The following is a 17694-nucleotide window of genomic DNA, read 5'->3' on the forward strand; positions in this document are numbered from 1 at the left end:
AATTGACAATAAAATATAATTTTAATAAATACTTGTCATAAAAAATTCTTATTTCCTTTTGAAAAAAATAAATAAAATCCCCTGACTAAATTTTAGCAGGGGATCAACCGTTGAATACTTAAACTGTTTGCTGTGACCATTCTTCAACATTCCAAACCTTCGTTACCCAATCTTCATAAAAGTCCGGTTCGTGGCAGACAAGAACGACAGTGCCTTTATATTCTTTTAGGGCACGCTTTAATTCTGCCTTTGCATCAATATCCAAGTGATTTGTCGGCTCATCGAATAAAATCCAGTTACTTTCATTCATCATCAGTTTACAAAGTCGTACCTTAGCTTGCTCACCACCACTTAGCTGATTCATCGGACGGGAGATGTGCTCATTTTTTAACCCACAACGGGCAAGTGCTGCCCGAACTTGGTGTTGATCCATTGAAGGGAAGGCATTCCATACATCATCAATCGGAGTGATACCACCCGCTTTAACCTCTTGTTCGAAATAAGAAGGGAAGAGGAAGTCACCACGTTCTACCCTTCCATTTAATGGATCAATTTTACCTAACATTGTTTTAAGGAGGGTAGATTTCCCAACCCCATTACAGCCGATGATGGCCACTTTTTCGCCACGTTCCAAGCTCATACTCATTTTCGGGAGAAGCGGGTGTTCATAACCGATTTCTAAGTCCATTGCTTCAAAAACATAACGGCTGCTGCTGCGTGACTCTTTAAAACCGAAGGTAGGCTTCACTGCTGTTTCCGGACGATCAATCCGTTCAAGACGATCAAGCTGCTTTTGACGGCTCTTAGCACGTCCTGTAGTAGAATAACGAGCTTTGTTTTTAGCAATAAAATCTTCTTGTTTCTTAATAAACTCCATTTGTTTTTCATAGGCGTTAATATGTTGATTCTTATTAATTTCCGCAAGTTCCAGGAATTTCTCATATGTCGCAGTAAATCGGGTCAGCTTTGAAAATTCCAATTGAAAAATAACATTGGATACAGGTGACATAAACTCTGTATCATGAGAAATAAGAATAAACGCATATGGGTATTCTTTTAAATAGGAAGTTAACCAACGAATATGCTCAACATCCAGATAGTTTGTTGGCTCATCAAGCAAAAGAACCTTGGGCTGTTCCAAAAGAAGCTTTGCTAGAAGTACTTTTGTACGTTGCCCGCCGCTGAGTGCAGCAACATCACGGTCTAAACCGATGGCATCAAGGCCCAATCCTCGAGCAGCTTCTTCAATTTTTATATCTAAAGAATAAAATCCACCGGCATCCAATGCGTCCTGAATTTCGCCCATCTTTTCTAATAAAACCTCGAGCTCTTCCGGAGTAGCATCAGCCATTTGTGCTGTGACTTCATTTAATTCCTTTTCTTTTTCAAAAAGTGGAAGGAAGGCGTCTCGCAAAACATCACGCATCGTTTTTCCAGGTGTCAGAACGGTATGCTGATCTAAATAGCCATAGTGTACACCAGGAGTCCATTCGACACGGCCGCTGTCGTGAATCAATTGCCCGGTAATAATATTCATTAACGTGGATTTCCCAACGCCGTTTGCACCGACAAGTCCAACATGGTCTTCAGCTAATAATCGAAAGGAAACATCCTTAAATAAGGTACGATCCCCGAATGTATGTGATAAATTTTCAACAGTTAGTAAGCTCATTTTTTCCGTAATCCTCGCTTTGTTCAAGAATTAATACATTATTACATCATACTAGATTTTCGAGGATTCGACTAGATTTTTGACGAGAAAAACACTATAAATTATTTGGAAAAAGAAATAACCTATGCATAGCATGCCTAGCTATTAGGGTATTGTAATGAAAAAAAAGGAAATATTTTATGATCGGACTCCTTCTTGCCATTTTCATTTTAAACTACATTGCCTTTAAGAAAAATAAAAAATTTACAGGTAATCAAATTGCTCATATTTGGACATTTACGATTGCTTTTCAGGTTATTTTCGATGTGTTCGTCGAATTCAAATACTATGGATATTGGTATTTTGATAAAGAAATCGAATGGAAAGGCGTGATTCCGCACTTATTCTTAGTTCCTCCAGCCAATATGATCTTTTTAAATTGGTATCCTTTTAAAACAAATATCGTGAAACAAATTTTTTATATCATTGTTTTCGTTGTCTTTATTTTATTTTACGAAATGATTACCTTATTGCCGGCACCTTGGGGGTACTTCCATTACGGCTGGTGGCGGATATGGCACGCTGCCATCATTAATCCATTCCTCCTGCTTATCTTATTGGGTTATTATAAGTGGATTTGTAAGCTGGAAAGGAATGTCGTTTGTAAATAAGAGTGATGGTTACCAAAAGTCAGCTATTGTTTGCATGATGTTTGCATATTTTCCGTAGATGCTGAGACAAGCTTATTACTTAAACATACAATAATCAAGAAGGGAAGGAGTGTGGACAAGTGGCGGTAAAACATGATGGCGTTACGAATGGTACCGTTTCCGGCGGTATTGTTAATTTTGGGGGAACCGGAATTATTGCTCCGATTTCGATCACGAAAACGGTTATCAGGGGTGGTGAGGGAAATCAAGGGGCAGTTACTAAGACAATTACACCTCCATTCAACCTAGTGAGTCCAGTTTGATTGACGTAATCAGCCGGTGCTTAGAGTAGCGCCGGCTGTTTTTTATTATGATGCTTTTAAGCCTTGATTCGGTTGGCTCTGTTTTATTGGTTTTGCGACATTGAAGACGATATTTAAGAAAATCGCTGTTAGGCTTCCGGCCACAATCCCGCTATTTGTTAGGATTTTGATACTTTCCGGCAGCTGAGCAAATAGGTTCGGGACGGTTGTTACGCCCAATCCCACACCAACAGAGCAAGCAATAATCAAAAGATTTTCTTGCGATGAAAAATCTACCTTACTAAGCATCTTAATTCCAGATGCAATAACCATCCCAAACATGGCAACCATTGCACCACCTAGAACAGAAGTAGGAATTACGGTTGTTAAGGCAGCAATTTTAGGAACGAATCCAAGGAAGATCAAGATTCCTGCCATAGTATAAATAACATTTTTTCCCTTAACACCGGAAAACTGGACAAGTCCCACATTTTGCGAATAGGTGGTATACGGGAACGAATTAAAAAGTGCGCCAATTACACTTGCAAGGCCTTCGGAACGATAACCTTTTACCAAATCATTTTCTGTAAGCTTTCTTCCTGTAATATCACTTAAGGCAAAATATACACCAGATGATTCCACAAGACTTACCATTGCTACAAGAGTCATTGTAATGATAGGCGCTAATTCAAAGGATGGTACAGCAAAATGAAATGGGGTCACTAAATGGAACCAAGATGCGTCTCCAACAGCAGAAAAATCAACTTTCCCCATCATTACTGCTGCGATTGTTCCGGCAATCAATCCTAGTAATATCGAAATAGCTCGAATGAATCCTTTAAAGAAACGATAAAGAATAATGATGAACAGTAATGTCCCAAAAGCAAGAGCAATATTGGACACAGATCCGAAGTCAGGGCTGCCTTGACCACCGGCAACGTTGTTCATCGCAACCGGAATGAGAGTAGTTCCAATAATCGTTACAACGGAACCAGTAACAACTGGCGGGAAGAAACGGATCAGCTTTCCAAAGAATTTGGCAATTAGCATGACAATGATTCCGGAAATCAGAATGGATCCATAGATGGAAGAAAGGCCATACTGACCGCCGATGGCGATGATCGGCCCTACCGCGGTAAACGTACAGCCAAGTACAATCGGAAGACCGATACCAAAATAACGGTTTTGCCAAACCTGTAAAAGTGTTGCAATCCCACTTGTCAAAATATCAAGGGATACCAAGTAGGCTAATTGTTTACTAGAAAAATCTAGTGCTCCGCCGATAATAAGTGGAACGATGACGGCCCCTGCATACATTGCCAATACATGCTGAATCCCTAATGAGGCGGTTTTCAATGGATGCTGTTTCATTAGATTAATTCCTCCACTTTTTCATTTATAAAGGTTACTTCTCCATTTTTTAATGAGGCAATTCTTGCTAATGATTCAACTCTAAATCCTAGTTCCTTAAGCTCTTCGGCACCTGGCTGAAAAGATTTTTCGATGACAATCCCAATCCCAGCGATTTCGGCACCGGTTTGTTGAACGATTTCTACTAGCCCCCGTGCAGCTTGTCCATTTGCAAGGAAATCATCAATAATAACGACCCGGTCCATTTCAGTTATATATTTTTTTGAAATCGAGATTTCGTTTGTTTCATTTTTTGTAAATGAATGGACACTTGAGGTCAGTAAATCTTCATTAAGTGTTAAGGATTTTCTTTTTCTAGCAAATACAACCGGAACATTCAAATAGTACCCAGCCATAACAGCAGGGGCGATCCCTGAAGACTCAATCGTAACGATTTTCGTTATGCCTTCTTTCGCAAATCGTTCTGCGAATTCTTTCCCGATTTCTAGCATTAATGCAGGATCTATTTGGTGGTTTAAAAACGAATCGACCTTTAAAACATTTTCTGATAGGACCTTACCGTCCCGTTTAATTCTTTCTTCTAATAAGTTCATAGTTTACCCTTTACCCCCCAGCGAAAATAAAAAAGCCCAAAGGTCATTGCTCACATCAGAAATTGAGTGAGGCAATGACCTTTGGGCTTTATGTCCAAACGGAAAAAGAAAAAGCACAAAATAAAAATGCGTTTTTCTCTCATTACCCACCCATAGTCAGATTATTTACGGTAATCCGGTAGAAACTTGCAGGCCATATCCCTGCGATTATATGAGCGATGCCTTATAAATTTATGTTCAAATTATAACACGGTATATGTGTAATTCAACCCTTTTTTTAAAATAGGCGAACGATATAATAAAAATCATTAACATCATTCGCCTTTTAAAAACGCTTCCAATTTATTATTAGCGGCCAAAAACAAAGATTGAATAGCCATTCAGTTTCAGGTACTATTAAAGTAAGTATTTTAATTCTGAAAATTCAAAATGAAAAGGTGGATGTTATGAAAAAGTCAATCCCTGAAAACTGGTGGAATCAACTTAGGTTACCGGTCATTTCAGCACCAATGTTTTTGGTGTCAGGCACCGAGATTGTTAAAAATTGCTGTTTGAATGGCGTGATTGGATCATTTCCGGCTCCAAATGCCAGACCCATCGAGGTTCTTGATCAATGGATGGGACAATTGAATGAAGAGCTGGAGGAGGCACGTGCTAACAATCCTGACCGAAAAATTGCTCCATGGGCGATGAATATGGTGGTACATAGCTCATATAGCCGGCTGCAAGATGAATTAGCCTTAATTAAGAAACATAAACCGCAGCTAGTCATTACATCTTTGGGAAGCCCAAAGCTTGTAGTCGAAATTGTTCATGAATATGGGGGCCTTGTTTTCTCTGATGTCAGTGATTTGAAATTTGCGAAGAAAGCTGCAGAAGCAGGTGTCGATGGTCTGATTTTAGTAGCAAGTGGTGCCGGTGGACATGCTGGGCAAATTAATAGCTTTGCATTTGTTGATATGGTGCGAACTTTTTGGGATGGGATTATTGTTCTTGCGGGTTCTATTTCAACTGGAAAGGGCATATTAGCTGCTCAAGCTGCTGGAGCAGACCTTGCTTACATGGGTACACGATTTATTGTGGCGACAGAAAGTATGGCAAATGATGAATATCGTGAAATGCTGGTCAAAGCCACACAGGAAGATATCATTTTAACGGATGCATTCTCTGGTGTAAGCGCAAATATGCTAAAACCAAGTATTAAAAAAGCCGGCCTTGATCCGGAGCAATTAGTCAAGAAGGATCAGGTTAACTTTGATGATATGCAAAGGGAAACAAATGCAAAGGCCTGGCGGGATATCTGGTCCGCTGGTCATGGGGTTGGAGCAATTGACCGGATTGAATCGGCGGCAGATATCATTATCCGCTTAGAAGCTGAATACCAAGAGGCACTCCACACTGTCAATCGAAATGCAGGAAAATTAAGTACACTTAAGATTAATTAAAAATAACATTTTTTAAAAAGGAACCAATTCCATGATGATCTGAACCCAAAAAGTTAGACACGAATTTTAGGCAGCTTCCTGGGCATGAGTACGGTATTGAACCGGACTCATGCCTTTTAATTTTGCCTTTATTCGTTTGTGATTGTAATAGTGAATATACTTCTCTAATTCTTGTTTGAAATGCTCCATACTGTTAAATTCTTCGAGATAAAGTAGTTCACTCTTTAATAAGCCAAAGAAATTCTCCATTACTGCGTTATCTAAACAATTCCCTTTACGAGACATGCTTTGTGTAATTCCATGTTCTTTCAATGCATGTTGATACTGCTTCATCTGATAATGCCAGCCCTGATCGGAGTGAAGAATGGGGGTATCGCAATCTTTTAATCTCTTAAAAGCCTTGTCCAACATCTTTGAAACAAGTGGGTAAACTGGACGTTTTTCAACATTATATGCAATGATTTCTCCGTTATAAAGGTCGAGGACTGGTGACAAATATAGTTTTTCCCCATGTAAATGAAATTCCGTTACATCAGTTACCCACTTCTCATTAGGCTTCGTTGCTTGAAAGTCACGCTCTAAAAGATTTGGGGCAATTTTACCTACTTTTCCACGGTATGAACGATACTTTTTCATACGGACAAGACATTTTAACCCCATTTCCTTCATTAGGCGGTGGACAGTTTTATGATTAAGTTTTAAGCCACGATTACGTAATTCCAAAGTGATACGACGATAGCCATAACGACCATGGTGCTCATCAAAAATCTGTTGGATAAGTTCCTTCACCTCGTTATATTTATCCGGGCGATTCATCTGTTTTACCCAATAATAATAGGTACTGCGTGGAATACCAGCCATTTTGACTAAGTTAATTACTTTAAATTCATGCCTTAGATCATAGATTACGTTCGCTTTGTCTTGTTCTGTAATCTTTCCTTTTCTTGAACTAAGGCATTCAACTTTTTTAAATAGGCATTCTCCATACGTAAGCGTTCAATTTCTTCTAGTAATGCTTCTTGTGAACCTTCTATTGGTTGGTTTTTTTTAGATTTTTTGTTCATGGATGGACGCCCCTTTGCCTTTGGTTGAAGAGCGTCAATCCCCTGTGTTTCAAATAAATACTTCCAATTCGCAACAGTAGTAGAGGCAGGAATGTTAAATGCTAAAGCAGCCTCTTCGATGGACGCTCCCATCTCGTTTATATAATTAAGTACGTCCATTTTAAACGCCACTGAGTAAAATGTATATGTTTTTTGAAATGCCGCCAATCCATGTTCACGAAATTTAGATACCCATTTTTTTAACATAGTCATATTTACATTGTGTTTATGAGCTATGTCTTTAAAGGATTCTATACCGTCAAGGTAAGCAATAACAGCTGCTAATTTTGTTTCTAAAGAATATTTGGTCATAAAAAACTGCACCTCCAATTGTTAAGTGGTGTCTAACAATTGGGGTGCAGTTCATGAATCGGTTCTTTTTTGCTGTTTTTAAACGTTTTATGAGAAAGATATAGAAATAACTTAAATTTAATCTGGGTAGACTAAAAAGGAATTTAAAATATTTGTCCGCTAGTAGTGAACAAACACAAAAAAGTATGATAAAGTATATGGTAGAAATCCATACATACCACAGTTTGATAAGTTACACCATGTCCACTGGAGACGGACAAATGTGTTTTAATAACGAAAGGGGAATGAAATATGTCTAGTAACATTTTGGAGCAATTTTTAAATGAAAATCTTGAAGATTTAAGAGGAAAAGGTTTATACAATGTCATTGATCCGCTCGAAAGCCCGAATGGACCAGTCATTACGATTAACGGCAAAGAACTCATAAATCTTTCTTCCAACAACTATTTAGGATTGGCAACAGATGAACGTCTAAAAAAAGCCGCTGCTGACGCAATTGAAAAATTTGGTGTTGGAGCTGGTGCGGTTCGTACCATCAATGGGACGTTAAAGCTTCACGTTGAATTAGAAGAAAAATTAGCTGAATTTAAATATACAGAAGCGGCAATCGCTTACCAATCTGGATTTAATTGTAACATGGCAGCTATTTCTGCTGTCATGGACAAAAATGACGCGATTTTATCTGATGAATTAAACCATGCCTCCATTATTGATGGCTGCAGGCTGTCAAAGGCAAAAATTATCCGTGTTAATCACTCTGACATGGAGGACTTACGTGCAAAAGCAAAAGAGGCAAAAGAGTCTGGCCTTTATAATAAGATCATGGTTATTACTGACGGTGTATTTTCGATGGATGGGGATATTGCGTTATTACCTGAAATCGTCAAAATCGCCGAGGAGTTTGACCTTATAACTTATGTTGATGATGCACATGGGTCCGGTGTCCTTGGTGATGGTGCAGGAACAGTCAAGCATTTCGGACTTTCTGATAAAATTGATTTTCAAATTGGCACGCTATCAAAAGCAATTGGAGTCGTTGGGGGTTATGTCGCCGGGAAGAAAAACTTAATAGATTGGCTAAAAGTACGCAGCCGTCCATTCCTTTTTTCGACATCGTTAACCCCTGCAGATGTGGCTGCAAGCAAAAAGTCCATTGAAATTTTAATGGAGAGTACTGAATTAAACAAAAAACTATGGGAAAATGGCAACTACTTGAAAAAGGGCCTAAAAGAATTGGGCTTTAATATCGGAAACAGTGAAACTCCGATTACGCCATGTATTATTGGGGACGAGTCACTGACACAGCAATTTAGTAAACGCCTTAATGAAGAAGGGGTTTACGCAAAGGCAATTGTGTTCCCAACAGTTCCAAAAGGGACTGGACGCGTACGTAATATGCCAACTGCTGCCCATACAAAAGACATGCTTGATCAAGCTATTTCTATTTATGAAAAAGTTGGGAAAGAAATGGGCGTAATTTAGACAACAATGGAGCGTAACTTTAAGTAAACAGATTTATTCAGCATGAATGAAGAGGACGGAGAAACGACGATGAAGCGTATTTTAATCACAGGTGCATTAGGACAAATTGGTTCAGAATTAACATTAAGGCTTCGCGAAATCTATGGTGCGGATAACGTTATTGCGACAGATATCAAAAAAAATGACAGTGAGGCTGCCCAAAGTGGTCCTTTTGAAACGGTAGATGTTACCGATTTAAATAAAATGATTGAAACTGCTAAAAAATATAAGGTCGATACGGTGATGCATTTAGCTGCACTCTTGTCTGCTACAGCAGAAGCAAAGCCTGTTTTCGCCTGGAACTTAAATATGGGCGGGCTGATGAATGCCCTTGAAACAGCAAGAGAACTTAATGCCCAATTTTTCACTCCAAGCTCTATTGGTGCCTTTGGTCCCTCAACGCCAAAGGATATGACACCGCAGGATACGATTATGCGGCCAACCACAATGTATGGTGTTAATAAGGTTGCAGGTGAGCTGCTTGCTGATTACTATTATCACAAATTTGGTGTCGACACACGGGGATTACGATTCCCTGGCTTGATTTCCTATGTGGCTCTTCCTGGCGGCGGAACAACTGATTATGCAGTCGAGATCTATTATGAAGCTGTTAAAAACGGGAAATATACATCCTATATCGATAAGGGAACATATATGGATATGATGTATATGCCGGATGCCCTACATGCCATTATTGATTTAATGGAAGCCGGCGCATCAAAATTGATTCATCGCAATTCCTTTAATGTTACAGCGATGAGTTTTGCGCCGGAAGAAATTGCTGCAAGTATTGCCAAGTATGCCCCAGGCTTCGAGATTTCTTATGATGTTGACCCGGCACGTCAAAGTATTGCTGATAGCTGGCCGAATTCGATTGATGCTTCGGCTGCAAAAGCGGAATGGGGCTTTAAAGCTGAGTATGATCTAGACAGAATGACGAAGGAAATGCTTGAGAAGCTGCGACAGAAACTATAATTACGGGAATCCTGGACCAAAACGGTTCAGGATTTTTCTTTTTAAATACTAATGGCTAATTTTAATCGAGTTTTGGCTTTTTTCAATAATTGCTAAAAAAACAGCGAAGCTCATAAAAGCCCCGCTGTTATCGTTTAACCACAATAAGTTTATCTTTTTTATCCGTAACCCTGCCAATAATGGCTGCTTGAGTTAAACCCTTTGACTTGAGCTTATCGACATATTCCGCAGCATCTTCTTCACGAATTGAAACGAGAAGACCGCCAGAAGTAATCGCATCACAAAGGACAAGCTGTTCTTCAGGAAGAATATCTTCGTAAACGACGTCATCTAGTAACCATTTATGATTGGACTTGGATCCTCCAGGAACGACGCCGTCTTTCGCTAATTCAATTGCCCCTTCAAGTAGAGGAACTTGACTGAATGAAACCTCGAAACTAACATCACTACCGCGTGCCATTTCACTTCCATGCCCAAGTAAGCCAAATCCGGTTACATCGGTTACGGAATGTGGCTGATAGTTCATTAACACTTCTGCAGCAGTTTTATTTAGCATGGCCATTGTTTCGGTAACCACTTGTTCTTGCTGAGGGGTTACCACGCTTCTTTTTATCCCTGTGGTCAGGATACCGACACCGATTGGTTTGGTCAAAACAAGTAAATCACCAGGTTTTGCCCCGACATTTTTCCATACCTTATCAGGGTGAACAATGCCTGTAACCGAAAGTCCAAACTTAGGTTCTTGATCATCAATCGAATGACCACCGACTGTAATTGCGCCCGCTTCCTTTACTTTATCAGCAGCACCTCTTAGTATTTCAGAGAGCATTTCTGCGCCCAGCTTTTTAATTGGGTAACCGACAATATTTAATACGGTTTTCGGTTCTCCCCCCATTGCGTAGACATCACTTAAGGCATTTGCGGCCGTTATTTGTCCAAACATATATGGGTCATCAACAATTGGTGTAAAGTAGTCAACCGTCTGAATCAGTGCAATCGAGTCCGTTAATCGATATACCCCTGCATCATCAGATGTATCAAGTCCCACTAGTAATTCGGGAACAGGTTCTTGTTTTGGTAATAGACGCAAAACTTGCGCCAGGTCCTCTGGACCAATTTTGCAGCCTCAACCAGCTTTTGTGGATAATGAGGTTAGGCGTATTTTTTCTTGTTCACTCAACATGTCCACCTCCATTTTTATAGTATAACTCTTTAAAAATAAAACCGCACTAATCGTGCAGAACAATTGCGTTACAATAGGGGATAGGATAAGATATTTTTACTATCTTGATGTAGGAATGTCACGTTTTGGAGGTTGAAAGTATGAAGAATTACCATGTGGTTGTTGAATTTTGCATGCAATGAAACTATGCACCAAAAGCCGCGAGTTTCGCGGAGGAACTGTTTAACCATTTTTATCGAAACATTCAAAAGCTAGAACTTATCCCTAGTTCGGGCGGTGCTTTCGAAGTAACGGTCAATGGAGAAAAGATTTATTCGAAGCTTGATACAGGTATGTTTCCAGATACAGTAGAAATGATTAAAATCATCGAGTCAAAATAAAGCTAACCCTCATACCGTTTGGATATGAGGGTTTATAAATTTCTGATAATGTTATTATGTTAACTCAGTTAAAAAAATCCCTCACACTTAAACTTAAGGCAGGGTAATAAATCTGTTCTTACATGAACCTTTTTCTGTCTTTGAAATAAAAACCTCTAATATGCCATTTGTAAACGTCGCGGTAACTTCTTGTCTCGTGATGTAAAATGGAAATTCAATCACACGACTCTTTTTGTGATGATTCGCTGAAGGGGGATACCTTAATGCAGAAATCCTTAATTTTTTTTCTTCTATATATACCTTTATTTCCGATGCTTCAAATTCGCTTAAAATCGCTTCGACAATCCATTCCTTTTCTGTCTCATAAAGATCGATTTGGAATTGAGTCTGATCATAGTACGAAGTAAGTGGGTCTAGAAAATAGTTTTCCAGCCATTTTTCCACTAAATCAAAATCAAAGGATTGAATTTGTTGCTGTTTCTTTTTTATCATTTCCGATCCCCCTTGCTCGGTTCATTTTATTCATTCCGTCCAAAAATGTGAAACTCCTATGGTATAATAGGGCATAAGTAGGATAAGAGAAGGAGTTTTTTTCGTGAAAGAATGGTTACGTTCAATTCCAGCCGTCCATGAGCTTCAAAATCATGATGAATTTTTTAATCTTCTTAACGAGTGTCAGCTTGATCATTCACAGCTTACAAAACAATTAAAAGAAATCCTTGAGCAAGTTAGGGAATCCATCCTAAATAACCAATGGCATGGAGCCATGCCGGGTTCTAACCAGTTTATTGATGGGTTGTTTAGAACTCTAAAAACGAAAGTAAATAAACAATTTTCCTTTACGATTGAAAAAGTAATCAATGCTACGGGCACTATTTTACATACGAATCTTGGCAGGGCAAGATTAAGCGAGAACGCGATTGATCATGTGGTTGAAACCGCAAGAAATTATTCAAATCTTGAATATAAATTAACAGAAGGAGAACGCGGCTCGCGCCATAGTCATGTGGAAGGGCTGCTTAAAGAAATTACCGGTGCTGAGGCAGCGATGGTCGTCAATAACAATGCTTCTGCCGTTTATCTTGTTTTAAGGGCATTGGCAAAAAATAAAGAGGTTATTGTTTCGAGAGGACAGCTTGTTGAAATCGGCGGCTCCTTTCGCATCTCCTCCATCATGGAGGAAAGTGGAGCCACACTGAAAGAAGTAGGGACAACCAATAAGACACATCTATACGATTACGAGAATGCCGTTTCTCCTGAAACAGCGATGGTTATGAAGGTCCATACAAGTAACTTTAAGGTTGTGGGGTTTACAAAATCTGTTGAAACGGAAGAACTTATTAATTTTACAAAAAAATTGGATGATGTCATTTTTTATGAGGATCTAGGCAGTGGTGCACTATATGATTTCCGGAAGCATGGAATTGGTGACGAACCGATCGTGAAAGAGATCATCGAATTAGGGGCAGATGTGGTGACCTTTAGTGGAGATAAGCTCCTTGGCGGCCCACAGGCAGGGATTATTGCCGGAAAAAAAGAAATTATTGACCGATTAAAAAAACACCAGCTAGCAAGAGTTGTTCGGGTTGATAAGATGACGTTAGCTGCACTCGAAGGAACGTTAATTGACTATGCCCGCGGCGAAAATGCCATGAAAAATATACCGGTCATTCGTGATTTGTTAGTTTCTGTTAATGAATTAGACGAAAGATCGAAGGTATTTGTTACAAAGTTGTTACAAAGGACAAACGGCTTTCATGCAAAAATTTTTCACGATGAAAGCCAAGTGGGCGGGGGAACGATGCCTGATGTCGTGCTCCCGACGATGGTCATAGCCCTAAAACATGATTCACTTTCTGCAGAACAGCTTGCTAGAAAACTTCGAACAGAATCGAAACCAGCTATCATTGCACGTATCCAAAAAGAAGAATTTATACTTGATCTTAGAACCGTTACTCCAGAAGAGGAAGATATTTTGCTCGAAGCTTTAATTACCGTAAGTAAATCATAATTAATCCGCTCCAGCCAGTATTAGGGCTGGAGCATTTTGAAATAATGAGTATTTTAGGTTTCGGCTTTGAGAATTGTCTAGCTCCAGTACCCTAGCAGCTAGTGTCCTTCGCTCTCCGCCCTACGATAAGTCAACATCGAATCGCCTTCGGCACTTCGTGTTTCCTTTATCTCAGTTGGAGCGCTCCAGGCCATACGCCGCTGACGAGGGCGCTTACGCTTTTCTTATTACATATCATGATGGGAATTGTGTTTTGCCCGGGTATGGTTGCGATTCTTCACCTTATGTGAACCGCTAAGTGGTTCTGGCTGGCCGGACTGCTTAGGCGCATTTTTCCGCATATCTTTACCATCGTTTTTGTTCATTTTTCATCCCTCCTCATCAATTAGGATGCAATGAATGCATCTTTTTATGCCCGAATATTTTTTCGCATTCTGTGCAATTTAATGGGTAAACAAAATGAAGGAGTGAGAAAGAATTATGCAAAAATTTCCTTACAACAAGGACAAGCAACAGGCATTTCAAGCGGCACAACAAGGTTATGAGGAAGCTCAAGGGCTTTTCGAGACAATCGTAAGTGACAGTGCCAGTTATGGACATCAACTGAAGCATTTAAAGAACGAAGTAAATGAAGCGTATCAGCAAATAGAAAATGCTCTTGAAGTCGCATCAGAAACTCAAAGAGCGCAATTAGAACAGTTCCAACAGGATTTACAAAATATCGTTTCGGAAGTGAATCAAACAGAATAAAAAAAGCAGGAGGGGAGATCCCCTTCCTGTTTTTACTGATTCTTCTTCCTCTTTTTATTGTTCATTCTCTCCATAGCGGTTAATTCCGGTTCCCTTGCCAATTCCTCGTTGAAACCAGCGCCTTTTCCTTGGGATTTAGCAGAATTCATTCCCGGAATTACATGATTAGACTTTCGTTTGACCACTTCATTCACCTCCCAATACTGTTACTATTTCCTTTATATCTTGAAAAATGACAATGAAAAAGTTTTTTGAGATAATAATAAAGAAGATGAGTATTTTCCCAAATCCAATTCCATTCTAGTGTTAATGCGATTTTCACAATATTCCGAACAAATTACATAAAAAACATAAGAAAAACTTATCAATCACAATAACTTTCTTGTTATTTACTTATGTAAAAGGTTGTATTAAGATTAGAATTGTGAGAAAAGTTATACTGGATGGGAAAATTCAAACTTTTCGACTTTTCGTTTATTTTGTTTTATTATGACGAATGAAGGGGGTTTTTTACACATGGTAAAAAACGATGTATTTAACGCACGTGCTTCCTTTGAAGCAAACGGTAAACGCTACCACTATTACCGATTAAGCGCACTTGAAGAGGCAGGTATTGGCAAGGTATCCAAATTGCCATATTCTGTAAAGGTCTTACTTGAATCTGTACTTCGCCAATATGATGGCCGTGTAATCACAAAAGAGCATGTTGAAAACTTATCAAAATGGGGAACAGATGAGTTGAAAGAAGTGGATGTTCCATTTAAACCGGCTCGTGTTATCTTGCAAGACTTTACGGGTGTTCCGGCAGTTGTTGACCTGGCTTCTTTAAGAAAAGCAATGGCAGACCTTGGCGGCGACCCTGACAAAATCAATCCGGAGAAAACGGTTGACCTAGTTATTGACCACTCCGTACAAGTTGATGCATATGGAACAGCTGATTCTTTACGAATCAATATGGATTATGAATTCGAACGCAATGCAGAGCGTTACCAGTTCTTAAGCTGGGCACAGAAATCTTTTAACAACTACCGTGCGGTTCCACCTGCAACTGGTATTGTTCACCAAGTTAACCTTGAGTATTTAGCGGATGTTGTCCATGTTGCTGAAACTGACGGTGAATTAGAAGCATATCCAGATACATTAGTTGGTACTGATTCCCACACGACCATGATCAACGGTCTTGGTGTTCTTGGATGGGGCGTAGGCGGTATTGAAGCAGAAGCAGGTATGCTTGGTCAGCCTTCTTATTTCCCAGTTCCAGAAGTAGTTGGAGTTAGATTAAATGGGGAACTTCCAAACGGTGCAACGGCAACAGACCTTGCCCTTAAAGTAACACAAGTTCTTCGTAAACATGGTGTTGTAGGTAAATTTGTTGAATATTTTGGTGCGGGTGTTTCTTCATTACCACTTGCTGACCGTGCAACGATTGCCAACATGGCCCCTGAATACGGTGCGACATGTGGTTTCTTCCCAATTGATGATGAATCACTAGCATATATGCGCTTAACAGGCCGTGATGAAGAGCAAGTTAAGGTTGTAGAAGAATATTGCAAAGCAAACGGACTATTCTTCGATCCATCATTTGAACCGGTTTACACTGATGTAATCGAAATTGACCTTACTGAAATTGAGGCAAATCTTTCTGGACCTAAACGTCCACAAGATTTAATTCCTCTTTCAAAAATGAAACAAGAGTTCGTAAATGCTGTTTCTGCACCACAAGGAAACCAAGGCTTCGGTTTACAAGCTGATGAGCTTGAAAAATCAGCTACGGTTAAATTCCAAAATGGCGACGAAACGGACATTAAAACAGGTGCAGTAGCGATCGCATCGATCACAAGCTGTACAAACACTTCAAACCCATATGTTTTAGTGGGTGCAGGGCTTGTTGCGAAAAAAGCGGTTGAACTTGGAATGGAAGTTCCTAAGTTTGTTAAAACTTCTTTAGCCCCTGGTTCAAAGGTTGTAACTGGATACCTTCGTGATTCCGGATTACTTCCATACCTTGAGCAAATCGGCTTCAACCTTGTTGGTTATGGCTGTACAACATGTATCGGTAACTCCGGTCCATTAAAAGAAGAAATTGAAAAAACAATTGCGGAAAACGATCTTTTAGTTACGTCTGTCCTTTCAGGTAACCGTAACTTTGAAGGACGTATTCATCCGCTTGTAAAAGCGAACTATCTTGCTTCACCACCACTTGTTGTGGCATACGCACTTGCTGGTACAGTAAACATCGATTTTGCTACAGAAGCAATTGGTAAAGATAAAGACGGCAATGATGTCTTTTTCAAGGATATCTGGCCATCTACTGCAGCGGTAAATGATGTTGTTAAACGCACGGTTACACCTGAATTATTCCGTAGAGAATACGAGAACGTGTTCGGTGACAACGAGCGTTGGAACGAAATCCAAACTAGCAATGAGCCACTTTATACTTGGGATGAAGATTCAACCTACATTGCAAATCCACCATTCTTTGAAGGTTTATCACCAGAACCAGGTGAAGTAGAACCGTTAACAGGATTACGTGTTGTAGGTAAGTTTGGTGACTCAGTTACAACTGACCATATTTCACCAGCAGGAGCAATTGGTAAAAATACACCAGCCGGTAAATACTTGCTTGAAAAAGGCGTTCAGCCTCGCGACTTCAATTCTTACGGATCACGCCGTGGAAACCATGAAGTCATGATGCGTGGAACATTTGCCAACATTCGTATTCGTAACCAAATCGCACCAGGTACAGAAGGTGGCGTCACAACTTACTGGCCAACTGGCGAAGTTACTTCTATCTACGATGCTTGTATGAAGTACAAAGAAAACGGCACTGGCTTGATTGTTCTTGCCGGTAAAGATTACGGAATGGGTTCTTCACGTGACTGGGCTGCTAAAGGTACAAACCTTCTTGGCATCAAAACAGTTCTTGCTGAAAGCTTTGAACGTATTCACCGTTCTAACCTTGTGTTAATGGGTGTGCTTCCACTTCAATTTAAAGAAGGCGAAAATGCTGAAACACTTGGTTTAACTGGTAAAGAAACTATTGACGTTCAAGTAGATGAAAAGGTAAAACCACGTGATCTTCTAAAAGTAACAGCTACAGACGAAGCTGGTAACAAGAAAGAATTCGAAGTACTTGTTCGTTTCGACTCTGAAGTTGAAATTGATTACTACCGTCACGGCGGAATCCTGCAAATGGTTCTTCGTGAAAAATTACAAGGATAATGAGCTTTAAACACCATGTCACTTCTGGCATGGTGTTTTTTATAGAAACTGATTGACAATTTACATGATTCTTTAATAAAATATGAATATCAAACGAAAAGGAATGGTAAAGAGGCATGAAGTTATAATCTTATTTTTTCAGAACATGATTCGTATACACGAAAAATGATGAACCTGAAGAATAGGATTAGTTTGTCCTTTTTATGTCCTTATCGTAATACCATT

The 17694-nt window shown here is 39.5% G+C and carries 17 protein-coding genes and 1 riboswitch; of the genes, 9 read left to right on the forward strand and 8 right to left on the reverse strand.

The window, feature by feature from the left end:
• Nucleotides 1–118: 118 nt before the first annotated feature.
• Nucleotides 119–1672 carry an ABC-F family ATP-binding cassette domain-containing protein gene (locus tag ACIQXV_RS08935; RefSeq protein WP_402957970.1) on the reverse strand — a complete coding sequence of 518 codons (1554 nt, stop codon included), beginning with the start codon at nucleotides 1670–1672 and terminating at the stop codon, nucleotides 119–121.
• A 179-nt stretch (nucleotides 1673–1851) separates the two neighbouring features.
• Between ACIQXV_RS08935 and ACIQXV_RS08940 the strand changes: the two genes are divergently transcribed.
• Together ACIQXV_RS08940 and ACIQXV_RS08945 are read left to right on the forward strand one after the other, a co-directional pair.
• The gene (locus ACIQXV_RS08940; protein WP_402957972.1) at nucleotides 1852–2322 is read left to right on the forward strand and encodes a hypothetical protein; all 471 of its coding nucleotides are present in this window, start codon (nucleotides 1852–1854) and stop codon (nucleotides 2320–2322) included.
• 119 nt (nucleotides 2323–2441) lie between these two features.
• Nucleotides 2442–2624, forward strand: a complete 183-nt coding sequence (locus tag ACIQXV_RS08945; RefSeq protein ID WP_402957974.1) for a hypothetical protein — start codon at nucleotides 2442–2444, stop codon at nucleotides 2622–2624.
• Between the two features lie 45 nt (nucleotides 2625–2669).
• Here ACIQXV_RS08945 and ACIQXV_RS08950 read toward each other — a convergent pair whose 3' ends face one another.
• A complete protein-coding gene (locus tag ACIQXV_RS08950) occupies nucleotides 2670–3974 on the reverse strand; it encodes a nucleobase:cation symporter-2 family protein (protein WP_402957976.1) in 1305 nt (434 codons plus the stop codon).
• Nucleotides 3974–4567 (reverse strand): xanthine phosphoribosyltransferase, encoded by a 594-nt coding sequence (locus tag ACIQXV_RS08955; protein WP_402957978.1) that lies wholly within the window; start codon nucleotides 4565–4567, stop codon nucleotides 3974–3976. The genes ACIQXV_RS08950 and ACIQXV_RS08955 overlap by 1 nt, the downstream gene beginning before the upstream one ends.
• 133 nt (nucleotides 4568–4700) lie before the next feature.
• Nucleotides 4701–4802: riboswitch (purine riboswitch) on the reverse strand.
• 211 nt (nucleotides 4803–5013) lie between these two features.
• Here ACIQXV_RS08955 and ACIQXV_RS08960 point away from each other — a divergent pair.
• The gene (locus ACIQXV_RS08960; protein ID WP_402957980.1) at nucleotides 5014–6012 is read left to right on the forward strand and encodes an NAD(P)H-dependent flavin oxidoreductase; all 999 of its coding nucleotides are present in this window, start codon (nucleotides 5014–5016) and stop codon (nucleotides 6010–6012) included.
• Between the two features lie 66 nt (nucleotides 6013–6078).
• On the opposite strand, the gene ACIQXV_RS08965 is transcribed toward ACIQXV_RS08960, so the two are convergent.
• A protein-coding gene (locus tag ACIQXV_RS08965) for an IS3 family transposase (RefSeq protein WP_402957982.1) occupies nucleotides 6079–7427 on the reverse strand; the annotation gives its coding sequence in 2 pieces (ribosomal slippage) (nucleotides 6079–6983 and nucleotides 6983–7427; 1350 coding nt in all).
• A gap of 291 nt (nucleotides 7428–7718) precedes the next feature.
• Here ACIQXV_RS08965 and ACIQXV_RS08970 point away from each other — a divergent pair.
• Both ACIQXV_RS08970 and ACIQXV_RS08975 read left to right on the forward strand, forming a co-directional pair.
• A complete protein-coding gene (locus tag ACIQXV_RS08970) occupies nucleotides 7719–8909 on the forward strand; it encodes a glycine C-acetyltransferase (protein ID WP_402957984.1) in 1191 nt (396 codons plus the stop codon).
• A gap of 69 nt (nucleotides 8910–8978) precedes the next feature.
• Nucleotides 8979–9923 carry an L-threonine 3-dehydrogenase gene (locus tag ACIQXV_RS08975; protein WP_402957986.1) on the forward strand — a complete coding sequence of 315 codons (945 nt, stop codon included), beginning with the start codon at nucleotides 8979–8981 and terminating at the stop codon, nucleotides 9921–9923.
• Nucleotides 9924–10050: 127 nt separating this feature from the next.
• Here the strand turns inward: ACIQXV_RS08975 and selD are convergent, their stop codons facing one another.
• Nucleotides 10051–11106 (reverse strand): selenide, water dikinase SelD, encoded by a 1056-nt coding sequence (gene selD, locus ACIQXV_RS08980; protein WP_402957987.1) that lies wholly within the window; start codon nucleotides 11104–11106, stop codon nucleotides 10051–10053.
• A 140-nt stretch (nucleotides 11107–11246) separates the two neighbouring features.
• On the opposite strand from selD, the gene ACIQXV_RS08985 reads away from it, so the two are divergent.
• The gene (locus ACIQXV_RS08985) at nucleotides 11247–11486 is read left to right on the forward strand and encodes an Rdx family protein (protein ID WP_402957989.1); all 240 of its coding nucleotides are present in this window, start codon (nucleotides 11247–11249) and stop codon (nucleotides 11484–11486) included.
• 93 nt (nucleotides 11487–11579) lie between these two features.
• Here ACIQXV_RS08985 and ACIQXV_RS08990 read toward each other — a convergent pair whose 3' ends face one another.
• Nucleotides 11580–11978 carry an Hsp20/alpha crystallin family protein gene (locus ACIQXV_RS08990; protein WP_402957990.1) on the reverse strand — a complete coding sequence of 133 codons (399 nt, stop codon included), beginning with the start codon at nucleotides 11976–11978 and terminating at the stop codon, nucleotides 11580–11582.
• Nucleotides 11979–12081: 103 nt separating this feature from the next.
• Here ACIQXV_RS08990 and selA point away from each other — a divergent pair, with 103 nt between their 5' ends.
• Complete coding sequence (gene selA, locus ACIQXV_RS08995) at nucleotides 12082–13497, forward strand: L-seryl-tRNA(Sec) selenium transferase (protein ID WP_402957992.1); 1416 nt, start codon at nucleotides 12082–12084, stop codon at nucleotides 13495–13497.
• A gap of 227 nt (nucleotides 13498–13724) precedes the next feature.
• Here selA and ACIQXV_RS09000 read toward each other — a convergent pair whose 3' ends face one another.
• Complete coding sequence (locus ACIQXV_RS09000) at nucleotides 13725–13862, reverse strand: small acid-soluble spore protein P (RefSeq protein WP_024026873.1); 138 nt, start codon at nucleotides 13860–13862, stop codon at nucleotides 13725–13727.
• Nucleotides 13863–13977: 115 nt separating this feature from the next.
• Between ACIQXV_RS09000 and ACIQXV_RS09005 the strand changes: the two genes are divergently transcribed.
• Nucleotides 13978–14247 (forward strand): hypothetical protein, encoded by a 270-nt coding sequence (locus ACIQXV_RS09005; RefSeq protein ID WP_402957994.1) that lies wholly within the window; start codon nucleotides 13978–13980, stop codon nucleotides 14245–14247.
• Between the two features lie 32 nt (nucleotides 14248–14279).
• Here ACIQXV_RS09005 and sspO read toward each other — a convergent pair whose 3' ends face one another.
• On the reverse strand, nucleotides 14280–14432 hold the full coding sequence (sspO, locus tag ACIQXV_RS09010) for a small acid-soluble spore protein O (RefSeq protein WP_402957996.1): 153 nt from the start codon (nucleotides 14430–14432) through the stop codon (nucleotides 14280–14282).
• Nucleotides 14433–14763: 331 nt separating this feature from the next.
• Between sspO and acnA the strand changes: the two genes are divergently transcribed.
• Nucleotides 14764–17469 (forward strand): aconitate hydratase AcnA, encoded by a 2706-nt coding sequence (gene acnA / locus ACIQXV_RS09015; RefSeq protein WP_402957998.1) that lies wholly within the window; start codon nucleotides 14764–14766, stop codon nucleotides 17467–17469.
• The last annotated feature ends 225 nt before the right edge of the window (nucleotides 17470–17694 follow it).

The organism is Neobacillus sp. NPDC097160, assembly GCF_044762155.1.
Classification (GTDB): domain Bacteria; phylum Bacillota; class Bacilli; order Bacillales; family Cytobacillaceae; genus Neobacillus.